The 24372-nt window shown below is 69.7% G+C and carries 29 protein-coding genes, 1 tRNA gene and 2 pseudogenes; 15 read left to right on the top strand and 17 right to left on the bottom strand.

Annotation, left to right across the window (positions count from 1 at the left end; genetic code table 11):
- The first annotated feature begins 318 nt into the window (after positions 1-318).
- Positions 319-1554, top strand: a complete 1236-nt coding sequence (locus ACF3M1_RS11390) for a multidrug effflux MFS transporter (RefSeq protein WP_394000727.1) — start codon at positions 319-321, stop codon at positions 1552-1554.
- A 70-nt stretch (positions 1555-1624) separates the two neighbouring features.
- On the opposite strand, the gene ACF3M1_RS11385 is transcribed toward ACF3M1_RS11390, so the two are convergent.
- The 6 genes from ACF3M1_RS11385 to ACF3M1_RS11360 all read right to left on the bottom strand — a co-directional run bounded on the left by ACF3M1_RS11385 (position 1625) and on the right by ACF3M1_RS11360 (position 6758).
- The gene (locus ACF3M1_RS11385; protein WP_394000725.1) at positions 1625-3625 is read right to left on the bottom strand and encodes a M2 family metallopeptidase; all 2001 of its coding nucleotides are present in this window, start codon (positions 3623-3625) and stop codon (positions 1625-1627) included.
- Positions 3626-3772: 147 nt separating this feature from the next.
- A complete protein-coding gene (locus tag ACF3M1_RS11380; RefSeq protein ID WP_394005250.1) occupies positions 3773-4261 on the bottom strand; it encodes a hypothetical protein in 489 nt (162 codons plus the stop codon).
- Between the two features lie 25 nt (positions 4262-4286).
- Positions 4287-4550 carry a cell division topological specificity factor MinE gene (gene minE, locus ACF3M1_RS11375; protein ID WP_394000723.1) on the bottom strand — a complete coding sequence of 88 codons (264 nt, stop codon included), beginning with the start codon at positions 4548-4550 and terminating at the stop codon, positions 4287-4289.
- A 1-nt stretch (position 4551) separates the two neighbouring features.
- Positions 4552-5361: a septum site-determining protein MinD gene (gene minD / locus ACF3M1_RS11370; RefSeq protein WP_394000721.1), complete on the bottom strand. Its 810-nt coding sequence runs from the start codon at positions 5359-5361 to the stop codon at positions 4552-4554.
- Between the two features lie 24 nt (positions 5362-5385).
- Positions 5386-6168, bottom strand: a complete 783-nt coding sequence (gene minC / locus ACF3M1_RS11365; protein WP_394000720.1) for a septum site-determining protein MinC — start codon at positions 6166-6168, stop codon at positions 5386-5388.
- Positions 6168-6758 carry a GNAT family N-acetyltransferase gene (locus tag ACF3M1_RS11360; RefSeq protein ID WP_394000719.1) on the bottom strand — a complete coding sequence of 197 codons (591 nt, stop codon included), beginning with the start codon at positions 6756-6758 and terminating at the stop codon, positions 6168-6170. Before ACF3M1_RS11360 ends, minC begins: the two co-directional genes overlap by 1 nt.
- Before the next feature lie 156 nt (positions 6759-6914).
- Here ACF3M1_RS11360 and ACF3M1_RS11355 point away from each other — a divergent pair, with 156 nt between their 5' ends.
- From ACF3M1_RS11355 to ACF3M1_RS11325, 7 genes and pseudogenes are all read left to right on the top strand, one after another.
- Positions 6915-8144 carry a sensor histidine kinase gene (locus ACF3M1_RS11355; RefSeq protein ID WP_394000718.1) on the top strand — a complete coding sequence of 410 codons (1230 nt, stop codon included), beginning with the start codon at positions 6915-6917 and terminating at the stop codon, positions 8142-8144.
- Between the two features lie 26 nt (positions 8145-8170).
- Positions 8171-8812 carry a response regulator gene (locus ACF3M1_RS11350; RefSeq protein ID WP_394000715.1) on the top strand — a complete coding sequence of 214 codons (642 nt, stop codon included), beginning with the start codon at positions 8171-8173 and terminating at the stop codon, positions 8810-8812.
- An 83-nt stretch (positions 8813-8895) separates the two neighbouring features.
- Positions 8896-8964: pseudogene (locus ACF3M1_RS11345) on the top strand (DNA-binding response regulator); the annotation flags it as partial.
- 84 nt (positions 8965-9048) lie between these two features.
- Positions 9049-9117 (top strand): annotated as a pseudogene (locus ACF3M1_RS11340) (DNA-binding response regulator); the annotation flags it as partial.
- 539 nt (positions 9118-9656) lie between these two features.
- Entirely contained in the window at positions 9657-10817 is a 1161-nt protein-coding gene (locus ACF3M1_RS11335; protein ID WP_394000713.1) for a polyketide cyclase, read from the top strand.
- 107 nt (positions 10818-10924) lie between these two features.
- Entirely contained in the window at positions 10925-11284 is a 360-nt protein-coding gene (locus ACF3M1_RS11330) for a DUF423 domain-containing protein (RefSeq protein ID WP_394000711.1), read from the top strand.
- Between the two features lie 3 nt (positions 11285-11287).
- Entirely contained in the window at positions 11288-11962 is a 675-nt protein-coding gene (locus tag ACF3M1_RS11325; RefSeq protein WP_394000710.1) for a DNA-3-methyladenine glycosylase family protein, read from the top strand.
- Positions 11963-12016: 54 nt separating this feature from the next.
- Here the strand turns inward: ACF3M1_RS11325 and ACF3M1_RS11320 are convergent, their stop codons facing one another.
- The 7 genes from ACF3M1_RS11320 to ACF3M1_RS11290 are packed head-to-tail and all read right to left on the bottom strand — an operon-like array spanning position 12017 to position 16014.
- A complete protein-coding gene (locus tag ACF3M1_RS11320; RefSeq protein WP_394000708.1) occupies positions 12017-12820 on the bottom strand; it encodes a D-alanyl-D-alanine carboxypeptidase family protein in 804 nt (267 codons plus the stop codon).
- 28 nt (positions 12821-12848) lie between these two features.
- Positions 12849-13664 carry a CPBP family intramembrane glutamic endopeptidase gene (locus ACF3M1_RS11315; protein WP_394000706.1) on the bottom strand — a complete coding sequence of 272 codons (816 nt, stop codon included), beginning with the start codon at positions 13662-13664 and terminating at the stop codon, positions 12849-12851.
- Positions 13665-13672: 8 nt separating this feature from the next.
- The gene (locus ACF3M1_RS11310; RefSeq protein WP_394000704.1) at positions 13673-13852 is read right to left on the bottom strand and encodes a DUF4177 domain-containing protein; all 180 of its coding nucleotides are present in this window, start codon (positions 13850-13852) and stop codon (positions 13673-13675) included.
- Positions 13849-14643 (bottom strand): alpha/beta fold hydrolase, encoded by a 795-nt coding sequence (locus tag ACF3M1_RS11305; RefSeq protein ID WP_394000702.1) that lies wholly within the window; start codon positions 14641-14643, stop codon positions 13849-13851. The genes ACF3M1_RS11310 and ACF3M1_RS11305 overlap by 4 nt, the downstream gene beginning before the upstream one ends.
- Complete coding sequence (locus tag ACF3M1_RS11300) at positions 14640-14828, bottom strand: Arc family DNA binding domain-containing protein (protein WP_394000700.1); 189 nt, start codon at positions 14826-14828, stop codon at positions 14640-14642. Before ACF3M1_RS11300 ends, ACF3M1_RS11305 begins: the two co-directional genes overlap by 4 nt.
- Positions 14825-15163 carry a hypothetical protein gene (locus ACF3M1_RS11295; protein WP_394000699.1) on the bottom strand — a complete coding sequence of 113 codons (339 nt, stop codon included), beginning with the start codon at positions 15161-15163 and terminating at the stop codon, positions 14825-14827. Before ACF3M1_RS11295 ends, ACF3M1_RS11300 begins: the two co-directional genes overlap by 4 nt.
- Positions 15163-16014 (bottom strand): SPFH domain-containing protein, encoded by an 852-nt coding sequence (locus ACF3M1_RS11290; RefSeq protein ID WP_394000697.1) that lies wholly within the window; start codon positions 16012-16014, stop codon positions 15163-15165. The genes ACF3M1_RS11295 and ACF3M1_RS11290 overlap by 1 nt, the downstream gene beginning before the upstream one ends.
- Positions 16015-16134: 120 nt before the next feature.
- Between ACF3M1_RS11290 and ACF3M1_RS11285 the strand changes: the two genes are divergently transcribed.
- The 6 genes from ACF3M1_RS11285 to ACF3M1_RS11260 all read left to right on the top strand — a co-directional run bounded on the left by ACF3M1_RS11285 (position 16135) and on the right by ACF3M1_RS11260 (position 20944).
- Positions 16135-16755 (top strand): CDP-alcohol phosphatidyltransferase family protein, encoded by a 621-nt coding sequence (locus tag ACF3M1_RS11285; protein WP_394000695.1) that lies wholly within the window; start codon positions 16135-16137, stop codon positions 16753-16755.
- Between the two features lie 58 nt (positions 16756-16813).
- Positions 16814-18514 (top strand): poly(R)-hydroxyalkanoic acid synthase subunit PhaE, encoded by a 1701-nt coding sequence (locus ACF3M1_RS11280; protein WP_394000692.1) that lies wholly within the window; start codon positions 16814-16816, stop codon positions 18512-18514.
- Between the two features lies 1 nt (position 18515).
- A complete protein-coding gene (phaC, locus tag ACF3M1_RS11275) occupies positions 18516-19580 on the top strand; it encodes a class III poly(R)-hydroxyalkanoic acid synthase subunit PhaC (protein WP_394000690.1) in 1065 nt (354 codons plus the stop codon).
- Between the two features lie 28 nt (positions 19581-19608).
- Positions 19609-19812: a PspC domain-containing protein gene (locus tag ACF3M1_RS11270; RefSeq protein WP_394000688.1), complete on the top strand. Its 204-nt coding sequence runs from the start codon at positions 19609-19611 to the stop codon at positions 19810-19812.
- A 7-nt stretch (positions 19813-19819) separates the two neighbouring features.
- Positions 19820-20269: a hypothetical protein gene (locus ACF3M1_RS11265; protein ID WP_394000686.1), complete on the top strand. Its 450-nt coding sequence runs from the start codon at positions 19820-19822 to the stop codon at positions 20267-20269.
- Between the two features lie 159 nt (positions 20270-20428).
- Positions 20429-20944, top strand: a complete 516-nt coding sequence (locus ACF3M1_RS11260) for a hypothetical protein (protein ID WP_394000684.1) — start codon at positions 20429-20431, stop codon at positions 20942-20944.
- Between the two features lie 10 nt (positions 20945-20954).
- On the opposite strand, the gene ACF3M1_RS11255 is transcribed toward ACF3M1_RS11260, so the two are convergent.
- Positions 20955-21761, bottom strand: coding sequence for an NRDE family protein (locus ACF3M1_RS11255; protein WP_394000682.1), 807 nt, complete (start codon positions 21759-21761; stop codon positions 20955-20957).
- Positions 21762-21844: 83 nt separating this feature from the next.
- Positions 21845-21930: transfer RNA gene (locus ACF3M1_RS11250), tRNA-Leu, on the bottom strand.
- Positions 21931-22045: 115 nt separating this feature from the next.
- On the opposite strand from ACF3M1_RS11250, the gene ACF3M1_RS11245 reads away from it, so the two are divergent.
- Entirely contained in the window at positions 22046-22546 is a 501-nt protein-coding gene (locus ACF3M1_RS11245; protein ID WP_394000680.1) for a hypothetical protein, read from the top strand.
- Positions 22547-22592: 46 nt separating this feature from the next.
- Here the strand turns inward: ACF3M1_RS11245 and ACF3M1_RS11240 are convergent, their stop codons facing one another.
- Both ACF3M1_RS11240 and ACF3M1_RS11235 read right to left on the bottom strand, forming a co-directional pair.
- Positions 22593-23195 carry a cysteine dioxygenase gene (locus ACF3M1_RS11240; RefSeq protein WP_394000678.1) on the bottom strand — a complete coding sequence of 201 codons (603 nt, stop codon included), beginning with the start codon at positions 23193-23195 and terminating at the stop codon, positions 22593-22595.
- Positions 23196-23239: 44 nt separating this feature from the next.
- Positions 23240-24355 (bottom strand): homoserine O-acetyltransferase, encoded by a 1116-nt coding sequence (locus ACF3M1_RS11235; RefSeq protein ID WP_394000676.1) that lies wholly within the window; start codon positions 24353-24355, stop codon positions 23240-23242.
- Positions 24356-24372 lie beyond the last annotated feature (17 nt).

Here is a 24372-nt window from a genome sequence, read left to right as displayed (position 1 = left end):
GCGCCTACGGCAGCGGACCCTCGCACGGAGCGCCCGCTTCTCCCACTGCATACGCGGCGCAGTATACCGGGCGCTCCGCGCGTCCGCGCGTGCCGCGGCGCCCGCACGGAACGCGCCGTTGCCTGAGCATGCGCGCCGGCCGGCCTATGATGTCGCGCTTCGAAGCGGCGTCTGCGCCGCGCCCGGTCCGTGAATACGGACGTCTGCCGGTGTCCCGATGTCCGAATCCTGTTGTCCTCCCGTCGCCCGCGCGCCGGCATCGTGTTTTGCAGCCGTCGCCGCAGGCGCGTTGCAGGTGCGCGCGTGAGACAGCCGCGCATGCCGTCGATCCGCACCCTGGCCCTGCTGCTCGCCGGCCTGGCGATGTTCGGTCCGTTCTCGATCGACACGATCTTCCCGGCGTTCCCGGCGATGCGCGCCGATCTCGACGCGGACCCGGCCGCGATGCAGCAGACCATCGCGGTGTATCTGATCGCGTATGCGCTGATGAGCATCGTGCACGGGCCGCTGTCGGATGCGATCGGCCGCCGGTCGGTGATCCTCGGGGGGCTGGCGATCTTCGTGCTGGCGTCGGTGGGGTGCGCGCTGTCCACCGACCTGACCACGCTGCTGGCTTTCCGGGCATTGCAGGGCCTGTCGGCCGGCGTGGGCCTGATCGTCGGCCGCGCGGTGATCCGCGACGTATTGCAGGGCGACGATGCGCAGAGGCTGATGAGTCAGGTCATGATGATCTTCAGCATCGCGCCCGCGATCGCGCCGATCATCGGCGGCTGGCTGCTGGGCTGGGGCCGCTGGCCGCTGATCTTCTGGTTCCTGGTCGCGTTCTCGCTGGTGCTGCTGGTCGTGGTCTGGCTGTGGTTGCCGGAAACCCATCCGCGCGAGCATCGGATCTCGCTGGCGCCGCGGCGGTTGCTGGCCGATTACGCGGCGATCTTCGTCAACAGCCGCTTCCAGCGCATCGCTGCGGCGGGTGCGTTCAATTTCTCGGCGCTGTTTCTGTACATCGCCTCGACGCCGGTCTTCGTCGTCGACGTGCTGGGCCTCAACGAGCGCCAGTTCGGCTGGTTCTTCGTGCCGATGATCAGCGGCATGATGCTCGGCTCCTGGGTCTCGGGCCGCGCGGCAGGGCGCATCAGCGGCACGCGGCTGGCGAATATCGGCTTCGCCTGCAGCGGTGTCGCAATGGTGTTGAACGTGGCCTACAACCTGCTGGTCGACCAGCCCGCGATTCCGTGGGCGGTGATGCCGGCGATGCTCAATTCCTTCGGCATCGCGCTGACGTTCCCGATCCTCACGCTCGCGATCCTCGACATGTATCCGCGCCAGCGCGGCTCGGCGTCGTCGCTGCAGGCCTTCACCGGCCTGGTGCTCAACGCCGCGGTCGCCGGTCTGCTGTCGCCGCTGGTCAGCCACCAACCCGTGCTGCTCGCGGCGACGTCGGCGGCGTTCATGCTGGTCGGCTGGATGTTCTGGCGCTGGGAGCTCTCGCGCGGTACATCGCCGCCGGCCTGTCCGCGCGACCCGGCAGCGCTGGAGCCGACCGACCAGATGTAGAGGCGTGCGGCCGGCGCCACCATGAAGAGGGCCGGCAGATTGCCGGCCCTTGTGCGTGCGCGCGCTGCGCTCAGCCCCCGGTCGGAGCCGCAGGTGCCGGTGCCGGTGCAGGCGACTGGGCCGTGGCCGGCGCCGTCCATCCGCAGCTGCGGCCCTCGTTCTGCTCGGTCAGCCAGGCCTGCAGCGGCGCGAAGTACTCGAGCACCGGCGCGGCGTCCATCTGCTCGCCACCGGTCAGCTCCTTGAGCGTCTGCTGCCACGGCTGGCTGTTGCCCTTCTCGAGCATCGCCCAGAACTTTTCGCCGGCCGCCTTGTTGCCGTAGAAGCTGCATTCGTACAGCGGCCCGGTGTGGCCCGACGCATCGCACAGCGCCTTGTAGAACTGGAACTGCAGCACGTGCGACAGGAAGTAGCGCGTGTACGGGGTATTGCCCGGCACGTGGTACTTGGCGCCGGCGTCGAAGAATTCCTCGCCGCGCGCGGTCGCCGGGGCGACGCCCTGGTACTGCGCCTTCAGTGACCACCACGCGCTGTTGTAGGTCTGCGGCGTGATCGAGCCGTCGAACACGCCCCAGCGCCATCGGTCGATCATCAGGCCGAACGGCATGAACGCGACCTTGGCCAGGGCCATGCGCATCTGCGAGTTCACCAGCGATTCCTGCGATTGCGTCTGCTCGCCGACCAGGCCGATCGACTGCAGGTACTGCGGCGTCATCGCCAGCACGATGGTGTCGCCGATCGCCTCGTGGAAGCCGTCGTGCGCGCCGTTCTGGAACAGCGGCGGACGGCCGTTGTAGGCCAGGTAGTAATAGACGTGGCCGAGCTCGTGGTAGATCGTAGTGAAGTCTTCCTCGTTCGGCTTGGTGCACATCTTGGTGCGCACGTCGCCGGCCATGTTCATGTCCCAGGCGCTGGCGTGGCAGACCACGTCGCGGTCGCGCGGCTTGATGAATTGGCTCTTGGTCCAGTAGCTCTCGGGCAGCGTGGGCATGCCCAGCGAGACGTAGAAATCCTGCGCGCGCTCGTTCATGCGCTTGGCGTTGTCGAGCTGCGCGGCGTGCGCGACCTCGGCGCGGCGATCGGAGTCGATCAGCGCGTTCTCCTTGACCATGCGTTCGTTGAGCAGCACCTGGTAGTTCTTCTCCAGGGCGCCGGTGATGTCGAGATCGCCGGCATTGGGGTAGGGCTGCAGCACGTCCCACAGATTGCCCCAGTCCTGCTGCCACATATTGCCCATCAGGTGTGCAGGCAACAGCCCGCCGTCGACGGTGCCGCGCCCGGGATACCGGGCGTCCATGCGCGCACGGGTGTAGCAGTGCAGCTGTTCGTACAGCGGCTTGACCTGGCCCCAGAGGCGATCGGTCTCGGCGGCGAGCTCGGCCGGCGGCATGTCGTAGCCCGAGCGCCAGGCTTCGCCGGCATCGGCGAAGCCGAGGTCGCGCGCGCCCTCGTTGACCAGTTCGACGAAGCGCGTGTAGTCGCCGCGCATCGGCTGGGCGATGCTGTGCCAGCCCTGCCAGGCATCGAGCTGCGCGTCGTAGTCGCGGCTGGTGCGCAGCACGTCCTCGAGCGCGCCGAGCTGGCGGCACCGGCGCGCTTCGCCCTCGCCGGTGCAGTACTGGCCGGCGCCGTAGGTGCCTTCCATCTTCGACGCGATGCGGGTGAGCTCGGCGAGATGTTCGGGATTGCGCGGCGGCGGCATCGACGCGCCCAGCTTGAGCAGGTTGATCGCGCGCGCCGTGTCGGCCGACATCTGCTGGCCCTCGAAGCGGCGGGCCTGTTCGATCCAGCTGTTGAGCTGGGCGAGATAGCGTTCGTTGTACTTGGCCGCGAGCAGCTGGCTGTCGTCGTTGATGTAGGTCGAGGACAGCCATTGCGACGCGGTCAGCTCGGGCATCATCGCCTTGAGTTCGGCGTTGACCCGGGTGATGAGCTGGTCGGCGGTTTCGCCCTCGGGCACGGCGGCGGCGCCGGGCTGCGATGCGGCGTCGGGCGACGGCGCGCGGTTGCAGCCGACGAGCGTCAGGCTCGCGGCGACGGCAAGGGCGAGCAGGGCGTGGCGATGGGTCACGACGGCATCCGGTGTGCGATGGAATCCGGAGGCTAGTGCGCCGCAAACAGGGCCGCAAGTGTCACACGCGGCAGGCGGCGCACGCCCGCCATCGAGGCCGATCGCCGGTCCGGCGCCATGTCGATGCGAGCCGGCGTTCGAGGTCCCTCAGCGGGGCAGCAGGTCGCGTTCGATCAGCCAGTCGCGTGCATCGTCGGCGTCGTGCTCGAACCACGCCTTCGCCGAGCCCAGCCGGAACGTGTAGCCCCAGGCGTCCATGTCGGCCATCAGCCGGTCGCGGCCCACGCCGGGCAGGGCGTCGGCCAGCACGATCTGCAGGTAGCAGGTCGCGTCCTCTTCCTCCACCGAATCGGTGGCATTGGTGTGCACGGCCGCACGGCGTTCGGCGGGCAGGACGATCAGATGGCCGGCCTCGTGCAGCAGCGAATGCACCGGCGTGTCGCCGCGTGCATGGACGTCGTGACCGATGATGCCGGCCTCGTCGTCGCCCCAGAAGCTGCCGGGAATCGGTGTGCCGTCGGGCACGTGGTGCAGGGTCAGCCCGTAGCCGGCGAGCAGCGTGCGCGGCGCGTCGAAACCGATGTCGCGCAGCCGCAGGACGGCCGCCTCGTTGGGCGCGGCGACCGCCGCCGTCACGGGCTGCGCCGCCGACACGGGAGACTCAGGCCGTCGCGGCGCGGTCGTCGGGCAGGGCGACCGAAATGTCGAGCACGTCGTGGTCGCCGTCCTTGACCAGGTCCACCTTCACCGCTTCGACGTCGATGCTGACGTACTTGCGGATCACCTCGAGCAGCTCGCGCTGCAGCAGCGGCAGATAGTCGGGTGCACCGCGATTGGTCCGCTCCTGCGCGACGATGATGCGCAGGCGGTCCTTGGCGATCGAGGCGGTGTTCTTCTTCGGCTTGAGGAAATCGAACATACCCATATCAGCCTCCGAACAGCTTGCTGAAGAAGCCCTTCTTGTCGGTGGTGGTGAAGCGCATCGGGCGCTCCTGGCCCAGCAGGCGTGCGACGGCGTCGTCGTAGGCCTGGCCGGCGCTGGATTCGGCCGACAGGATCACCGGCTCGCCCTTGTTGGAGGCATTGAGCACGTCGCCGGATTCGGGAATCACGCCGATCGTCTTCAGGCCCAACACTTCTTCGACATCGGTGATCGACAGCATCTCGCCGGTCTCCACGCGCGCGGGGCTGTAGCGCGTGAGCAGCAGATGCTCCTGCACGCGCTCGCCGTTCTCGGCGCGGCGGGTCTTGGACTGCAGCAGGCCGATGACGCGATCGGAGTCGCGCACCGACGAGACTTCCGGGTTCACGACCACGACGGCGCGGTCGGCGAAGTACATCGCCAGGAACGCACCCTTCTCGATGCCGGCTGGCGAGTCGCAGACGATGTATTCGAACCCGTCGTCGGCGAGTTCCTTGAGCACGCGCTCCACGCCTTCGGTGGTCAGCGCGTCCTTGTCGCGGGTCTGCGACGCGGCCAGCACGTAGAGGTTGTCGAAGCGCTTGTCCTTGATTAGCGCCTGCTTGAGCGACGCTTCGCCCTGCACCACGTTGACCAGGTCGTACACCACGCGGCGCTCGCAGCCCATGATCAGGTCGAGGTTGCGCAGGCCCACGTCGAAGTCGACGACCGCCGTGCGCTTGCCCTGACGGGCGAGGCCGATGGCGATGCTCGCGCTGCTGGTGGTCTTGCCGACGCCGCCCTTGCCCGAGGTGACTACGATGATTTCAGCCAAAACACATCTCCTGGTATGCCGCCGTCACTCGAGTGCGGCGATCTTCAATTCGTCATGCTCCAGCCAGACCTGGACGGCCTTGCCATGGAGTTCGCGGGGAATGTCGTCGAGCACCTTGTACTGGCCCGCCACGGCGACCAGCTCGGCGTGGAAGCTGCGGCAGAAGATGCGCGCGCTGGTGTTGCCTTTCGCACCGGCCAGCGCGCGTCCGCGCAGCGGGCCGTAGATATGGATGGAGCCGTCGGCGATGACCTCGGCGCCGGCGCCGACCTGCGACATCACGGTCAGGTCCCGGTTCTGCGCATAGAGCTGCTGGCCGGAGCGTACGGCGGTGGTCTGCATCAGACCCGGCTCGTTCGCGGCCTGCGGCGGCTTCGCCTGCGCGACAGGCGCGGGCGGCGGCTCGGGCGCCGCGCGGGGCGCGGGCGACGCTGCAGGACCGCCGGCATCGGCCTCGTACTGGGCGCGGAACTTCGACAGCAGCGGCAGGCCCAGGGCCTCGGCCAGTGCGGCATTGTCGGCATTGCCCCAGGCCAGGGCGACCGGCAGTGCACCGGCCTCGCGCAGCGCATCGAGCAGGGCCTGGGCTGTGGCGACATCCGGAGTGGACGACAGCCCGCCGAAATCGAGGATCACCGCGGCGCGGTCGAACAGCTTGGGCGCGCGCTTCACGCGGTCGCGCATTTCAGCGCCGAGACGCGCCACGTCGAGCGTGCGGATGCGCAGGTTGGCGATGCCGACCTGGCCGATCTTCAGTTCGCCGGCCTGTTCGAACGCGGCGGCGCTGGTCGCGGGATGACCGGCCATCAGCTGCGCGCTCCATCGGCGGTGCGCGTGACCTGACGACGCTGCAGCCAGTCCACCTCGGGCAGCGTGCCGCCGTAGGTCTCGCGCACCCAGGGATAGCTGCACAGGTCCTTGACCAGCATCGATGCGCGGATGTCGGTGCCCGGCATCACGTGCTGCCCGACCTCGCGGAAGCCGAAGCTGCCGTGGAACAGGCGGACCGGATCGTTGTCGTGCTCGAGGAACACTTCGCAGGTCAGCAGCGGGTAGCGGACCTCGGCATAGCTCTGCACGTCGGCATAGAACGCGCGGCCCACGCCGCCGCCGCGACGGCGGCTGGCGACCACGATGCGGTCGATGTAGAAGAAGTCGCGGTAGTGGGTGCCGAACCAGTCGTAGTTGCTGCTGTCGTGGGCACTGCCCGAACCGAATCCGATCAGGAACCCGACCATCGCCCCGTCGCGCTCGGCGATGCGGAAATACTCGGCGCTGTCGTACAGGCGACGCAGCCGGCCCGCATCCAGCGGCAGGATCGAGGGGCCGGCGGCATTGTTCAGTTCGAGGATGGAATCCAGCTCGTGCTCGCGCACGTCGCGGACGACGATCGACATTCCAGACTCCATGAAGCGGACCTTGGGACGCGGGCACCGGCCGATCGGTCGGGATGCGTCGCAGGGCGTGATTATTGCATGCCGGCCGACGCCGGCGACGGCCGGCATGACTTCAGGCCCTCGGCGCGCGCGCGGCGCTGTGCCTAACATGCGGCCATGATCCGGCATCTGAACCACAACCGCCTGCTGCGCATCGCCGGCCTCTTCACCTGGGCGGTGATCGGCCTGCCGCTGCTAATGGTGACGATGGCGCCGGCCGAGCAACTGGGGGAGGGCGGCCAGCGCGCCGCCCTCGACAGCTGGCCCACGTGGACGGCGTGGGTCGTGTTCGGACTCAGTTATGGCTGGCTGACCCGTGGCTTGGGCGAGCGCCGGATCGGCAGGTTCGACCAACTGCTGGTGCTGCTCCTGGCTTGCAGCGCGATCGGGATCAGCTACTACAGCCAGACCGGCCTGGGCAGCATCCTGCTGATGGTGGTCGCCTGCGTGCTGCCGTGGCTGCTGCCGGTCTGGATGGGGGTGGCGCTGCTCGTGGCCTGCGAGTTCGTGATCGTGCCGGTCTACGTGCGCGGATTGGATTTCACGCTGGCCGAGGCGGTACTGCAGGCCGCGCTGTATGTGGGTTTCACTGGATTCGTGTTCGTCACCGGCCTGGTGGCACGCCAGCAGGCCCAGGCCCGCGAGGACCAGCGCCGGCTCAATGCCGAGCTGCGGGCCACGCGCGCGCTGCTGGCCGAGAGCGTGCGCGTCAACGAGCGCACGCGCATCGCCCGGGAACTGCACGATCTGCTCGGTCACCACCTCACTGCGCTGAGCCTGAACCTCGAGATCGCCAGCCATCTGGCCTCGGGGCCGGCGCAGGACCACGTGGGTCAGGCCCAGACGCTGGCCAAGCTGCTGCTCAGCGACGTCCGCGAGGCCGTGAGCCAGCTGCGCGACGACGATGCGATCGACATGCGCGCCACGCTGCTGCCGCTGGCCGAGAACGTGCCCAGCCTGCGCGTCGACATGGAAATGCCGCTGCAGTTCCTGGTCGACGATCCGGAGCGCGCCCACGTGCTGCTGCGCTGTACTCAGGAGATCATCACCAATGCGGTCCGGCATTCCGGGGCCGGCCTGCTGCGCCTGCGCTACACCCGGCACAGCGCTTCGATCCATCTCGACGCCCGCGACGACGGGCGCGGCGCGGAAAGCGCCCGCGCCGGCAACGGCCTCAACGGCATGCGCGAGCGCCTGGCGGCCTACGGCGGCAGCCTGCAGGTGGAAACGGCGCCGGATCACGGTTTCGTCCTGCGCCTCGAATTGCCGCTGGCGGAGGGCGGTCGCGTGCGCGATGCTGCGCCCGGGATCGCGGCCGGGGACACCACGGCGACCGACCCGCCGTGAACGCGCGAGACCCAACGGGAGGCACCATGATCCGAGTCTGCCTGGTCGACGACCAGACCCTTGTCCGTCAGGGCATCCGTTCGCTGCTGGCGCTCGACGGGGGGATCGAGGTCGTCGGCGAAGCCGCCGACGGGCGCCAGGCCGTCGACCTGATTCCCGGCCTCCAGCCCGACGTGGTGCTGATGGACATGCGCATGCCGGCCATGTCGGGGCTCGAGGCCCTGCAGGCGCTTGCGCGCAACGGCACGCTGCCGCCGACGATCATCCTCACCACGTTCGACGACGACCAGCTGGTGCTGGCCGGCATCAAGGCGGGGGCCAAGGGTTATCTGCTCAAGGACGTGTCGCTCGACCAGCTGGTCGGCGCGATCCGCTCCGTCGCCGCGGGCGGCTCGCTGGTGCAGCCGGCCGTCACCCAGCGCCTGCTGACCGGGCTGGAGCAGATGCGCAACGACTTCGTCAGCCTCGACCGGCCGGACCCGTTGACCGATCGCGAGACCGAGATCCTGCGGCTGATGGCGGGCGGGTTCTCCAACAAAGAGATCGCAAATTCGCTGGGCGTGGCCGAGGGCACGATCAAGAACCACGTGTCGAACATCCTGTCGAAGCTCGGCGTGCGCGACCGCACCCGGGCCGTGCTCAAGGCCTTCGAGCTGCAGCTGGTCTGACGGCAGGATGGCCGGCCCGCCGCAGCGCGGCGGGCGTTCGTCCGCCCCGCGAGGCGGTGCCTCGCAAGCGGGGCGTCCTCACCCTGTCCAAGCTCGGCGTGCGCGACCGCACGCGGGCCGTACTCAAGGCCTTCGAATTGCAGCTCGTCTGATCGACAGGATGCCCGGCCCGCCGCAGCGCGGCGGGCGTTCGTCCGCCCCGCGAGGCGGTGCCTCGCAAGCGGGGCGTCCTCACCCTGTCCAAGCTCGGCGTGCGCAACCGCACCCGTGCCGTGCTCAAGGCCTTCGAGCTGCAGCTGGTCTGACGGCAGGATGCCCGGCCCGCAGCAGCGCGGCGGGCGTTCGTCCACCCCGCGAAGCGGTGCCTTCCAAGCGGGGCGACCTCACCCTGCTCAAGCTCGGCGTGCGTGACCGTACCCGGGCCGCGCTCAAAGCCTTCGAGCTGCAACTGGTCTGATGGCAGGATGGCCGGCCCGCCGCAGCGCGATGGATTTCAGCGCTGCAGCGTGCGATCCGATCACGAGTGCGCAGTCGGGTGACATATGGCGCGGTCAAGATGGGCGGGACGCCATGTTCGCCGGGCCTGCCATGAAGTCGCCGTGTCCAGCGCAATCCAGACGCTTCGCTGGCGTGCGGCCGTCTGTGAGCCGGGCGGACGCGTGGGTGCGGCGCGCTTGGGCGGGTGGCGCCAGGGGCCGCGGATCGCGTGTCGACTGGCCACCGATGGACACCCGGCATCGCGGTCCGTCGACACGCGTGTTTTCACACTCGCTCGCCATCGCGCAACTTGCTACGATTGCCGGTCTGCGCCCGTGGGGCCGGAATTGGTCCTGGAGAACCCTGAATGACCCGTCTGCTTGAACTGCTGATCTCTTGTGTCATCGTTGCCGTGCTGTTCCTGGTGGTGGCTGTGCTGCTTCCCTCCAGCCGCACGTTGACCGAATCGGTCGAGACCAACCGTCGGCAGTCGATCGTCTTCGACACGATCAACAGCGTCCGCCGCTTCGATGACTGGTCGGCGATCCCGCGTTACGACCCCGCCGTGCAGCTCCGCGTCTCCGGTCCGGATGCCGGCGTCGGCGCCCGCATCGACTACAGCTCCGAAGACAGCCGCATCGGCGAAGGCAGCTGGGAGATCACCGAGTCCGTGCCGGACACCCGCGTGGTCTACGCGCTCGAGAACGAGCAGCGCGGCAACAACAAGACGATGGCCTTCACGCTCCGTCCGACCGGCCGCAACAACCGCAACATCGAGATCACCCAGACCTACAGCGTCGATTACGGCTGGGATCTGCTGGGCCGGTTCGCCGGTCTGTACGTCAGCCGCAACGTCGGCGACGACATGAAGCTGAGCCTGGGCCAGATGGGCAACATGCTCGCCTCGGTGCCGAACGTCGACTATCGCGTCGAAGGCAGCACGCTCACCGATCTGGCGGCTGTCGACCGTCCGGCCGAGAACCTGCTGCTGGTCAGCGCCGGTGGCGTGGAGCGCAACAACCAGGTCATCCAGGATTCGATGAAGTCGAACGTGGAGTGGATCAACCGCACGATGGCGGCGAACAATCTCGAAGCGGCCGGTCCGCTGCGCGTGATCACCACCGAGCTGGGCCGCGAGACCTACACCTTCGACATCGCGCTTCCGGTCCGCACGCGCGGCACCGGCGCCGCGGCGCCGGCGACGCCGGCCGAGCCGGCTGCGGAAGGCGAGCAGGTCGCCGCCGCGCCGGTCGAGTCGGCTACCACCGACGCGCCCGAGCTGACCGGTCTGGAACTGCTGGGTCCGGTGACCTACGTGCGCACCGAAGCCGGCCGCGCGGCGAAGGCGAACTACACGGGCTTCATGGCCGAGCTCGACAACGTCCGCAATGCGGTCCGCGCCTGGGCGCTGACCCAGGGCTACGAAGTCACCGACCGTCCGTACGAGTTCTATCGCAACGGCATCGATGCGGCGTTCACCGAGAACGGCGAGTTCGAGGTGTACTGGACGCTGCGCGCGCAGCCGTAAACACCGGCCGCCCGTGACGATGTAGACCACACGCCGCATCCATCTGGATGCGGCGTGTTTCGTTTTGGCGACGGATGCAGGCGCAACCGGTCACACAGGGAGGGGGAATGCGCAGAACGGAAGGGGGGGCGGCCGGGCTGGCCGCGTGCGGCGCGCTGCTCGCCGGCATGGCGGTGGCGCTGGCCGCCTATGCGGGGCACGGCGCCGAAGGTGATGCGCGCGCAGCGCTGCAGACCGCGGCGGTCTACGCGTTCGGTCACGGCCTGGCGCTGGCCGCGCTGGCGCGGGGCGAACGCGACGGCCTCGCGAAGCTGGGCCTGTTCGCCTTGCTGATCGGCACGCTGCTGTTCGCCGGGGCGCTGGTGTCGCGGCACCTGCTGGACGGCCCGTCGATGTTCGCGCCCTGGGGAGGCGGCCTGACGATGCTCGGCTGGGTGATGTACGCCTTGGCCGCATTGAGGCGCTGACCGGTGCCGCATCGTGCGCGCGGTTTCGACCTGGCGGCCGCGCACGCGCAGCTGGCCCGGAAGGATCGCGCGCTGGGAGCGTGGATGCGACGGCTGGGGCCGCTGCCCGCGCCGGCGGGGTGGCGCCGTCCGTTCGACCCGGTCGACGCGCTGGCGCGCGCGATCCTCTACCAGCAGCTCAGCGGCAAGGCTGCGGCGACGATCGTCGGCCGGGTGGAAGCGGCGACAGGCAGTCCGCGTCTGCACGCCGACAGCCTTGGCCGTATCGACGATGTCGCATTGCGCGCCTGCGGCGTCTCGGGCAACAAGGCACTGGCGCTGCGCGATCTCGCGCGGCGCGAACGGCTGGGCGAGATCCCGTCGCTGCGGCGCATGGCGTGGATGGCGGACGACGCGATCGTCGATGCGCTGACGCCGGTGCGCGGCATCGGGCGCTGGACCGTCGAGATGATCCTGATGTTCCGGCTCGGGCGGCCCGACGTGCTGCCGGTCGACGATCTCGGCGTGCGCAAGGGCCTGCAGCGCGTCGACGGGCTGGACGCGATGCCGACCCCGAAGGCGCTGGCGGCGCGCGGCGAGACCTGGGGCCCCTGGCGCACGCTGGCGGCGCTGTATCTGTGGCGCGTCGCCGATGCCGAGACCGCGGTGTCGGCGCCGACGCCGCGCTCCCAGGACTGAGCGGGCCGCGGTACGTCCGCGCCGGATGGCCCCGATGCCGGTGACACCGGCCCCTCAGGCCGGGCGGTGATTCCAGTGCCAGGGTTCGTAGACGATGCCGTGGGGGTTGTCGCGCGGATAGCTCATCCCGAAGCCGTGCAGGCCGGCATGGCGCTCGAGCCACGCGAATGCCGGTGTCGCCTCGAACGAGGTCTCGGCGGCGGGTTCGTCCGGTGCGCTGATGTCGAGCGCAGTGCCGGCGTGGTGTTCGCTGAAGCCCGGTGCGGCGTTGACCGCGAGGATGGCGTCGAGATCGAGACCGCGCGCGCGCTTCCGTTCGAAGATGCCGAGCTGGTAATCGTGGCTGCGATATCCGGACACCGCCTCGAGCACGACACCGTCGCGCCGCGCTGCCTCCCGCATGTGCGCCCAGGCCCGCGCTGCGGCCTGCGTGAGCCAGAGCGGCCGCCGGTAGCGGTCGCGGCCGGCGAAGGCGAGCCACGCCGGTTCGGCGACCATGGGCAGACCGGTCCTCGCCGCGTACGCGTCGCCGTCGAGCCCCAGCGCATCCAGGCGCGTCTGCAGGTCGTCGATCCGAAGCAGGGGAGCGGGCTGCGCAGACGCGTACGGCGCATCGGCGTCGAGCAGGTCCAGCGCCTCGTCCGCCCGGGTGTCGCGTCGCCAGCCGGGGAGCAGGGTCACCAGGCCTTCGGGAACGGCGGCGGCCAGATAGCGGCCGTCGCGCTTGCGGCGCAGCACCCAGGTGGCGCGCGCCAGCAGCCGTGCGTCGCGGCTGCCGCGGGCGCGCAACAGATCGGCGGGCCAGAGCTCGATCTGCGGTGTGTTGAGCAGGATGCGGGAACGCGGATGGCAGGACATGACGTCAGCTTAGCCCGTCCTGCCCGGCCTACAGGATGGTCCGCGGCAACAGCAGCGGGACGAGTACGTGCAGCACGATGTCCGCCGCGAAGTGCGAGACCACCGCCATCTCCAGCCCGCGTCGCCAGAACACCCAGCCGAACACGACGCCGCCGATTGCATTGAGCAGCACGGTGCGTGCGATCACGCCCGCGTCCAGGCCCCAGATTTCGGCCGCCATGGGCAGGTGGCCGGCCCCGAACAGCAGCGCGGCGACGCCGATCGCGGTCCAGGCCGCGCCCGGCGCCAGCGTGCCGTCGAAGCCGCGGCCGCGGCGCGCCAGCCAGGTCAGCCCCCAGGCCACCAGCGTCATCAGGAACAGGCGCAGTTGCACCTCCTCGACGATGCCGCCGTAGAACGACGCCAGCAGGCCGTAGAGCGCGCTGCCAGCGCCGTCGATGTCCTGCATGTCGACCCGGGCCGGCGGCAGCAGCCATGGATCGAGCACCGACGACAGCAACAGGATCGCGACTGCCGCCGCCGCGCCGAGGATCGCGCTGTGCCAGGGACGCGGCGCGGGCGCTGCAGGCGTCGCGTGCCGGTTGATCCAGCGTTGCAACAGCGGGCTGCCGAGGCCGACACGGTGGCCCATGCGCAGCCCGGCCCAGGCCAGCAGCGTGATCACGACGAACATCTGCAAGGCCTGGATCGCGATCAGCGCCCACAGCGGGGCGGGCACGGCATCGAAGCGTCCGGGCGCGACCTGCAACAGGTATGGAAACACCGCGACCGTTGCCACCGCAGCGATCGCGGCCACGATCACCGCGATGCGCAGATCCTGCCGCAGACGGGGCCGCGCCGGCATGGCCGCGCTCATGCAGGGCGCTTGAGGAACAGCAGGGTGGGGCCCCACTGCGTGGCATGCACTGCGTTGACCAGCTCCCATCCCTGCTGTCCCAGCGCCTGCAGGCGTTCCTCGATCAGCTCGGGCTTGAGGCCGCCCATCGCGCCGACCTTCACTGTTTCGACCTTGTAATGCCAACGTGTCGTCATCGTCGTCCGTCCGTTGTGGAAAGAGAGGTGGGGCGGCCCGCGAGCACGGCGTGCAGGGCCGCGGCGGTGGCCGCGCGCTGCGCGTCCCGGGGCATGCGCGCGAAGCGATCGCCGGGCTGGAAGCCGTAGTCGCCGAACTGCGAATGATTGGCGCCGCGCAGTACGTGCCGGGTCGCGCCCTCGGGCAGGTGCTGCCGGTTGCGGTCGGCGCGCGTCACGCTGGCGATCGGGTCGCGATCGCCGAGGACCTGCACGACCGCGAACGGCGCGTCCCGCAGGCTGAAGTCGCGCGGATGCGAGGTGCCGACCAGCACCAGTGCATCGACCGCATCGGGATATCGCTGCGCGTACACGGCGGCGGCCTTGCCGCCCCGGGAATGCCCGCCGACGACCCAGCGGCCGCCCAGCGCCTGCGTGGTCGCGCGGGCCTGCGCGAGCGTGGCGGGCGCTTCCGCGTGGCCGAACGCGCCGCGCCAAGGCGTGCGCACCAGCAGCGCGCGATGGCCGCCCCTCGCCACCGCCTGCATCAGGGGCGCATAGGCCCGCGCATCGACCAGCCCGCCGGGGAAGAACACCAGTGAACGGGCGTCGGCCGCGGCCGCGCGCCCGGTCGGTTCGAACAGCCATCCATCCGCAAGGGCACGCACATGCACCTGTGCGGTGTCCGACAGGGCGCTCCGTGCGTGCGCATTCGGCTGGAACGCGATCGCGCACCAGGTCACCCAGCCCACCAGCGCCAGGCTGCCGGTGATCGCCCAGAGCCTGCGCAGCCGCGGCCACCAGCGGCTCATTCCGGCGCGCGCTCGTCGGGGGGCGACGTGCCCTCGGCGGGCAGCCGGCCTGCCTTGCGCAGCGCATCGCGCAGCACGTATTCGATCTGCGCGTTGACGCTGCGCAGTTCGTCGTCCGACCAGCGCTGCACCGCGGCGAGGATGGCCGCATTGATGCGCAGCGGATAGGCCTTCTTCTCGCTCAACCCCGGCCTCCACGCGTCTGGCGGCGGGCGCTCGCGACCACCCAGATGCAGGCGGCCGCCAGGCCGTTCACCGCCAGCACCAGGACGACGACCACGCCCGCGAGCCGGCGCTCGTCATCGCCCCACAGGCCGACGCCGACGGCGGTGGCGAGCATCGCCAGGCCGATCATGCGCATCAGACGGGCGAGCCGGCTGTCGAGCAGGGCCTTGTCGCGCACGGTCATGCCGCTGTCGCCGGCCAGCGGCAAGCGTCCGCCCGAGAGCCAGTTGGCGAATACGAACGAGGGCAGGGCCATCAGCGCGAACACCAGCGCGGCCACATGATGCGTGTCCATCAGTACAGCGACCCGGTATTGACCACCGGCTGGGTGCCGCGGTCGGAGCACAGCACGACCAGCAGATTGCTGACCATCGCCGCGCGGCGCTCTTCGTCGAGCTGCACGATGCCGCTCTTCTGCAGTTCCGCCAGCGCCATCTCGACCATACCCACCGCGCCGGCCACGATCCGCGTGCGTGCGGCGATCACCGCATTCGCCTGCTGCCGCTGCAGCATCGCGTGAGCGATCTCGGGCGCGTAGGCGAGGTGGCTGATGCGCGCCTCGAGCACGTCGACGCCGGCGGCGGTCAGGCGCTCGTCCAGGTGTTCCTTGAGCCGGTCGGAGATTTCCATCGGATGGCTGCGCAGCGCGATCTGGCCCTCCTCGTGCTGGTCGTAGGGATAGCTCGTCGCCATCGCGCGCAGCGCGGCTTCCGACTGGATGTGCACGAAGCTCTCGTAGCTGTCGACGTTGAACACCGCCTCGGCGGAGTCGACGACGCGCCACACGATCACCGCCGCGATCTCGATCGGGCTGCCGTCGAGTTCGTTGACCTTGAGCCGGCCGCTCTCGAAGTTGCGCACCCGCAAGCTCACCTTCTTCTTGGTGAAGAAGGGGTTGTTCCAGCGCAGCCCGTTGTCCTTGACGGTGCCGACGTATTTGCCGAACAGGCTGATCACCGCGGCCTGGTTGGGCTCGACCATGTACAGGCCGATCGCCGAGAACGCGGTGAGCAGGCCGACCACCACCGCGACCGCCGGCCATGGCCCGTCTGCGGTGACGAGGAGCCAGGCGCAGCCGGCGAGGATCAGCAACTGAGCCAGAACGACCGGGATCCCCGGCAAGGAACGGAGCGAATGTTCTTTCATGGCGGATCCCCTTGGAGTTGTCTAATTGATATCTAAATGATATCTACCTGTCAAGATCACACCGGGCAGCCGGCGAACTCGGCACCATCCACGCCACGCCGTCCAGCCTCCGGAGATCCGATGCCCCGTTCCCGCCATTTCTCGATGCTGCGTGACTTCCACCTCGCCGACTGGTTCACGCTCGCCAACGCGTTCTGTGGCACCGGGGCGGTGTTCGCGGCGATGCGATTCCTGCAGGACGGGGATCGACGCGATCTGCTGGCCGGCATGGCGCTGATTCCGCTGGCGTTCGCGTTCGACGCGCTCGACGGACGCATCGCGCGCTGGCGCAAGGTCGCCTCCACCCTCGGACGCGAACTGGATTCGCTGGCCGACGTGATCTCGTTCGGCATCGCGCCGGCGGCACTCGCCTATGCCTGCGGCATGCAGGGCGGGTGGGACTGGATCGTGCTGAGCTATTTCGTGTGTTGCGGCGTCAGCCGCCTGGCGCGCTACAACGTCACGGCCGAAACACTGTCCGACGGCGGCGACAAGGTGAAGCATTTCGAAGGCACGCCGATTCCGTCCAGCCTGTTGCTGGTGGTACTGCTGGCGGTCGCCGCCTGGCAGGGCCGGATCGGGGAAGCGCTGTGGCTGGGCGAGGTGCAGCTCGGCCCGTGGCTGCTGCATCCGCTGGTGCTGGTGTTCGCGTTGTCCGGCTCGTTGATGATCAGCAAAACACTGCGCATCCCGAAATTCTGAGCGCACGGCGGCGTCGCGCGCTGTTGTTATGATCGGGCGATTGCGGCGGGAGCGGATGATGGCAAACGGTGGGCACGGTCCGGCAGCGCCGGGCGCGGAACTCGAGCGTCTTGCGCGCCAGTACTGGAACGCATGGCAGGACGCATTGCAGCGCACGATGCCGGGCGCGACCCAGGCCGGGACCGGCTTCGGCGTGCCGGGCGCGTTCGCCGGGCCGACCGATCCATGGCAGGGCGTGCTCGACTGGTGGACGCGACAGGCGGCGCCGGAGCGCAGTGGAGCGGAGGACCTGCTCGCGCGATTCAATGGGCAGGCGGGTGCGTGGTTCACCCAGATGCAGCAGCTCGCGGGCCGGTTCGCCGGCCAGGACGCGACGCCCGAGGCGGTGGTCGCCGCGTGGCGTGACGCGCTCGGCGGTGCCGGCGCCAATCCGTTCGCGCAGATGCTGTCGGGCATGCGCGGCCCCGGGATCGAAGGGTGGGAGACGTGGGCGCAGCGCCTGGCGCCGCTGTTCGGTCAGCTCGGCGGCCATGGCCGCGATTGGCACCAGCTGCCGACATTCGGGCTCACGCGCGAGCATCAGGAACGCTGGCAAGGGTTCGCGCATGCGCTCGCCGATTACCAGCGCAGCCAGCAGGCATTCCAGGCGCTGCTGCAGCAGGGCTCGCAGAACGCATTCGTGCAGTTCGAGACGCGCCTGCGCACGCGGGACGCATCGCAGCCGATCGATTCGCCGCGTGCGCTGTTCGATCTGTGGATCGACGCCGCCGAAGACGCCTACGCCGAGGTCGCACTCTCGCCGCCGTTCCGCAGCGCCTATGCCGACATGGTGGCCGGACAGATGCGCTTGCGGCAGGCGGTGCAGGTCGAGATCGAGCAGCTGTGCCGCCTGTTCGACCTGCCGACGCGCACCGAACTCGATGGCGCGCACCGCAAGCTGGCCGATCTCGAGCGCGTGGTACGACGCCTCCGCGACCGTGTCGAAGATATCGATGCCGGTGCGACCGACGCGCGTTCGCCTGCGGCTTCGGCATCGACACCGCCGCGTCGGCCGGCCGGACCGACCCGCGTCGTCGTGACGCCGGCCGCGGTCGAAGCCGGCACGGTTTCGGCGCCGACCGCGGCATCGGCGACGACGACGGGCACGACACGCAGGCCTGCAGCGAAGGCCGCCGGCACCGCCAGGGCGAAGACTGCCGCGAAAAAGACAACCACGAAAAAGACAGCCACCCGGAAGGCAGCCAGGAAGCCGGTCGCAAAGAAGGCGGCCACCGTGAAGGCGGCCGCCAAAAAGACCGTGACAAAGAAGGCGCCCACGAAGAAGACGGCGGCGAAGAAGACGGCGGTGAAGACGACAGCGGCAAAGAAGACGGCCACCCGAAAGACAGCCGCGACCACGTCCACCCGCGAGACCGTCACCAAGCGCGCCGGACGCACGGGCGCCGGCGCCCGTCGCGGCGCGGCCTCGTCGGGCGCGGTGCCGAAGGGCACAGCGGCGGCCGCCGCCACGACCGCACGCGATGCAGTGGCCGGCACCACGCGGACCCAGCGGACCTCGCCCGCCCGCGCGTCGCGCAGGAGCGGAACCTCGAGGCGCGGGTCGGCACGCGGCACCTCGTCGCCGGCGAAGCGCGCGACGCGCGCCGCGGCGCCGGTGCCGTCGCGCGCAGACCGGTTGCCCAATCATGGGTTCGTCTCACCGATTCCCGAGGCGCCCGCACCGATGAAGTCCGGCAAGCCCGGCCGACGGAAGCTCTGACATGAGTGCACTCCAGATCACCCCCCAGCGCATCGCCGAAGACGCGATGCGCATGCAGCAGAAGCTCGGCGCCGCGCTGCAAACCATGCGCGACGTCGGCGACTTCGACTACGGCGCGACGACCAAGCAGGAAGTCTGGCGCGACGGCAAGGTCGTGCTGTATCGCTTCATCGGCGAGAAGGCGCCGACCGCGACCGTACCGCTGCTGATCGCCTACGCGCTGGTCAACCGGCCGTACATGGTCGACCTGCAGGCCAACCGGTCCATCGTCAAAGGGCTGCTGGAGCGCGGCGAGGACGTGTACATCCTCGATTGGGGCTATCCCGATCGCTCCGACCGCTTCCTCATGCTCGAGGATTACATCGAACGCTTCCTCGGCGGTGCCGTCGATCATCTGCGTCGCAGCAGCGGGCTCGATGCGATCAACCTGCTCGGCATCTGCCAGGGCGGCACGTTCGCACTGAGCTATGCCGCGCTTCATCCGGAACGCGTGCGCAACCTGGTCACGATGGTCACGCCGGTGGATTTCCACACCGCGGATAACATGCTCGCCCACTGGACGCGCGATCTCGATGTCGATCTGTTCGTCGACACGCTGGGCAACGTGCCGGCCGACATGATGAACGCGTGTTACCTCACGCTGAAGCCATGGCGCCTGCTGGTGCAGAAGTACGTCGGCGTCGTCGACATCCTCGACGACGCGGCCGCGCTCGAGGATTTCCTGCGCATGGAGAAGTGGATCTTCGATTCGCCCGACCAGGCAGGCGAGGCCTTCCGGCAGTACATCAAGCAGTTCTACCAGGGCAACGGCTTCGTCAATGGCGGCATCGTCATCGGCGAGCGCGAGGTGCATCTGGGGCTGGTCGAGATGCCGGTGCTCAACATCTTCGCCGAACAGGATCATCTGGTGCCGCCGGATGCCTCACGCGCGCTGCGCGGGCTCGTCGGCACGCAGGACTATTCGGAACTTTCGTTCCGCGGCGGCCACATCGGCATCTACGTCTCCGGTCGCGCGCAGATGCAGGTGCCGTCGGCGATCCACGAGTGGCTGGCGCAGCGCGCCTGACCGCCCGTCCTTCTTCGGAACACCGCGCATGTCCACCTTCGCCCCGACATTGAGTCGAACCCGGAGCGACCGCGTCGTCGCCGGCGTGCTCGGCGGCATCGCGCGCCGCTTCGACTGGAACCCGACCCTGGTCCGCGCGTTGTTCGTGATCATCTCGGTGGTCTCGGCCGCGTTTCCGGGGTTGTTCGTGTACCTGCTGCTGTGGTTGCTGATGCCCGAGGGCGAGGGCTGATCCGCCCGTGACACGCGTCGTGCCCCGCGCGCTCGGCCTGTTGCTCGGAGCGCTGTGGACGCTGCCCAATACCGTGATCGGCCTGCTGGGCGGCGCCGCCGGCATGGCTGCCGGTGCCCGGCCCCACTGGCGACGCGACGATCGTGCGCTCGTGTTCCAGCACTGGCCCTGGGGGCCGGGGGGCGCGATCACGTTCGGTAACGTGATCCTGCACACCGGCGATTCGCTCGACATGCCGTGCACCACGTATTCGCATCGCGCGGGCCGGTGTATCGATGCGCCGATCCGTCTGGCCGATCACGAACGTGCCCACGTCTACCAGTACATGGTGCTCGGTCCGCTGTTCCTGCCGCTGTACCTGCTGTGTGGCGGGGTCAGCGTGCGCAACCGCTTCGAACGCGCCGCCGACCGGTATGCGCTGACGGGGCAGGGCTGGTGGCCATGGCCGACACCCTGAGCGCAGGTGCGCTGCGATCGCGGGTGCATGCCGTGCACACGCACGCCGCGCGGGATGTCTCGACGTGTGGCGGCGCCCGGTGCCGGCCCGAGGGACTGGCGTGTGCAGGGCCGCCGGGCGCACGCTGCACCGCTCGTCATCGCTGAAGGAGCCACTGCCATGCGCGATTCCCGTGATCTCCATACGCCACGTTCGCCGTGGTCGTTCTTCCTGCCGGTGCTGCTGGCCGTGCTGATCGGCCAACTCGCGGCAGGCTGGATCGGCGCCCGACTGTGGCCGGCGGCGTCGCTCGAGACCGGAACAGCCGCGCCGGCAGTCGAGACGCCCGTGGATCCGCAGGTGATCGCGCCCGCACCGTTGCCGACGCCGGTTGCCGCTGTGCCCCCTGCCGATCCGGTCACGATCGCGCCGACGCCGGCACCTGTGTCCCCGGAAGCGACATCGGCACCCGAGGCGGCCACGCCGCAGGCGGAGCCCGTTCCGACGTGGTCCGGCGCCACGCCCGCGGAGGCCGGACCGGATGCAGGACGTGAGCTCCCCGGACCGGTGACCGCGCGCCAGGCGGGCGCGTCCGAGAGCTGCATCAACAACACCGTCGCGACCCGCAGCCCCAACGGGTGGGAACAGAGCCTCGAGAACGACGCCCCGGTGCGCTGCACCGCGATCTCGCCCTGAGGCGCGCGCGTCACCCTGTCGGCAGGCGCGTCTGCGACGCGCCGTCCGGGCGGCCAGCGGCGGCGAACCGGCGCTCGGCGAACAGGATGTCGCGCGCACTGGCGAGCACGACGCTGCTGCATCGCGTGCCGTAGACGGGGTCCTCGATGAAGGGCGGCGACAGCCGCCGTTCGAGCGCCAGCCCGACCCCGGTATCGGGCAGCGCGGCGTCCGGTGCGGGCCGGGTATCGCGCAGTCCGGTGAACAGCGGCGCTAGACGCGCATCGACCGCGCCGTGCGCAGACCCCTCGATGTCGGCGATGGCGTGCCGATCCTCGATCCAGCGCTGCAGCGTGTGTGTGGCCGACGTGCTCTTCGGCCAGGGCGCATCGAACGCGCCGTTCGACATCGCATGAAAGCCGGGCGTGACCTGCCAGGTGTCGAAGCGGGGGTGGTTGCCCGCGAACCACAGCGCGTCGCCATCCCACAGCAACAGGTTGAACCGGCCGTAATCCGGAGCGTCGGCCTCGAGTGCAGCGGCAAAGTCGCGCGCCGTGGCATCACCGCGCACGAAGTCGCGCACCAGCCAGCCCCGCGAGCGTGGGGCTGTTTCGGCGGACAGGCCGTCGCGGACGTTGGTGACCGCTGCAAGCCGCCGCCGCGACGTCGCCTGCAGCCAGCTGCCACCGCGATCGAGATCGCGGCCGCCGTACACGTCGGGTGCGTCGGGATCGGGACCGGCCGCGGCCGTCGGGCGCGCGTGGACCTCGTCGCGGTTGGCGATCAGCACCAGCGGCAGGGCGGGGCGCGTCTTCCACGCGATGGCGATCAGGCACATGTCGCCGATGCTAGCCGATGGCGTCGAACGCGCCGTCGTGTTCGGGTGCAAGACATCGTGGATCGCGCGGCCGGCGTGCGGCCTGGTACCGGAGGCGGGACTCGAACCCGCACGCTTTTAAGGGCGGCGGATTTTGAATCCGCTGCGTCTACCATTCCGCCACTCCGGCGCGGACGCGGAGTATAGCGGATCACGCCCGGAGTCCAGGCGCGTCTTTGCGCAATCCGAACATCGGTGCAGGCATGATCCGCGGGCCGGCGCCCGCCGGTGTTTCCGGAGTTCCCATGCGCAAGGCCATCCGCCCATCGACGTCACCCCGGGGATGCCCGCCCGGCCTGCGGCTCGGGCTCGGCGTGTTGATCGCCGTGACCGTCGCGGCCTGCGCCAGTTCGCCCGTCCTGCGCCCGGCGGACGCCGAGCCGGTGGCCGAACGCGAGTTGGACCTCGTCGTGCCGGTGCAGCCGTCCGGGCAGCTCCGTCTGGCCCGCGGCGTGTTCCGGGTGCACCTGAGCAACATCCGCTGCGTGCGTGCGCCATGCCCCAACGGCTACATGGTGTCGAACGTCGACGGTCAGCCGCCTGCGCTGCGCCCCGAGGCGGTCCAGCCGGTCTCGCGGATCCCGCAGCAGGTGCGGTTCGACGCGGCGTCCGGAGGCGCGATCGACGACGGCCTGGTGGAGAAGGCGCACGTCGGCGACGGCATCGTCGTCGAAGGCCAGGCGTGGCTGATCGAAGGAGGGCGCACGCTGCGCGTCGAAGTCGCCCGCCTGCTCACCGACGACTGAGACCGGCCACCAGGCGCGGTCATCGCGGAACTGCCACGCGTAACGGTCAGCCCGTCGTGTCGGCCGGCAGCGCGCTCTCGACACGTCGATACCAGCCATCGCCGATCGGATCGAAGCGTGCGCAGCGTTCGATCGGCGCCTCGTAGACGTGCAGCGACACCGCCACCGTCGCCCGGCTGGCGTTGCGGATCGTGTGGTACTCGTGCGGCGGAATCAGGCTGCCCGCGCTGCCGGCCCCGGCCTGCATGCCGTTCGCTGCCAGGAAACGGAAGCGCGCCGCATCGCGTTCCAGCAATGCGTACTGGGCGATCTCGAGCGTGCCGCGCCAGATGCCCTCGACACACCACAGGCCGTCGTGGTCGTGGATCGGCGTGCCCTGGCCGGGCGCCCAGGTCATCGCGACGAGGCTGTAGCCGTGCGCCGGGCTGCGGTACAGCTCGCGGCGCGCGTAGTGGCCATCGACCGGCGTATGCACGCAGCCGGGCAGTTGCACGACCGGATCGCGGATCAACTCGCACATCGCATCGCGCAGCGCGGCCGTGACGGCGTGGTCGTCCTCGAGCGTGACGGCGGCGTCGAATGCCGCGATCAGGCGATCGCGACCGGGAAACGCGACGTCAGGCAGGGTCGCGGTTTGGCGTTGGATCATGTGCCCAGTCTAGCCCGTGCGCCCCGGTCCTGCAGGCGCCGGCCTCACAGCGATGCCAGAAAGCCTTCGACAGCGGGGCCGAAGCGTTCGATGTCGACCAGGAACGCATCGTGTCCCTGCGGCGATTCGAGCGGCAGGAAGTGCGCGTCGACGCCGCCTGCGCGCAGGCCGTCGGCGATCTGCTGTTGCTGCTGCAGCGGAAACAGGATGTCGGTCTGCACGCCGATCGCGAGCGCACGCTCGATCCGCAGCGCGGCCAGGCCGGCTTCGGTGGTGTCGCCGATGCTGTCGCCGATGTCGAACCAGTCCATCGAGCGGCTGAGGTACAGATAGCAGTTGGGATCGAAGCGGCGCACGAAGCGCCGGGCATGGCCTTCGAGATAGCTCTCGACCTCGAACTCGAGGCCAAACGGGTCCTCGTCGTCGCGCCGGTCGGATTCGAGCCGTACGCGCCCGAAGCGCCCGTCCCATTCCAGCGCCGAGCGGTAGGTGATCACGCCGAGCTTGCGCGCCATGCGCATGCCGCTCTCGGGATAGCGTGCGTCGTCGTACGCGCCGCCGCTCCAGGCCGGATCGAGGCGGATGGCCTCGCGCTGCAGCGACCGGATCGCGATCGAGAACGGCAGGGCGCGCGCGGCGCCGCAGATGTTGATGTGCGTGCGGGCGAGGCCCGGATGCCGGGCGAGCAGCGACAGCGCGGTCATGCCGCCCATCGAATTGCCGATCACGCAGGCCAGTCGCGCGATGCCGAGCGCACGCACCACGTGCGCGGCGGCATCGGCGCCGTCTTCGATCGACAGGTCCGGAAACGACAGGCGATACGGCGCGCCGGTCGCCGGATCGATCGATGCCGGTCCGGTCGACCCCTTGCAACTGCCGAGCGAATTGACGCAGACCACGAACCAGCGATCGGTGTCGATCGGCTTGCCCGGCCCAAGCATCGGCTCCCACCAGCCGGGCGCGGGATCGTCGGTGGTCTGCGCGGCATGAGCGTCGGGCGACAGCCCGGTCACGATCAGGATCGCGTTGCCGCGTTCGGCGTCCAGCGTGCCCCAGGTCTCGTAGGCGGCACGTGCGCCGTGCAGCGCGCCGCCGCGCTTCATCGGAAAAGGCGAGGGCAGATCGACGAACCGCGTGCCCGGTGGAATGAATTCGGTCATCGGGGAAGTGTAGCGAC

This window comes from Luteimonas sp. WGS1318, assembly GCF_043187535.1.
In the GTDB taxonomy this organism is placed as follows: Bacteria; Pseudomonadota; Gammaproteobacteria; order Xanthomonadales; family Xanthomonadaceae; genus Luteimonas.
Note: the sequence above shows the minus strand (reverse complement) of the source record. Positions and strands in the feature narration are given on the sequence as shown.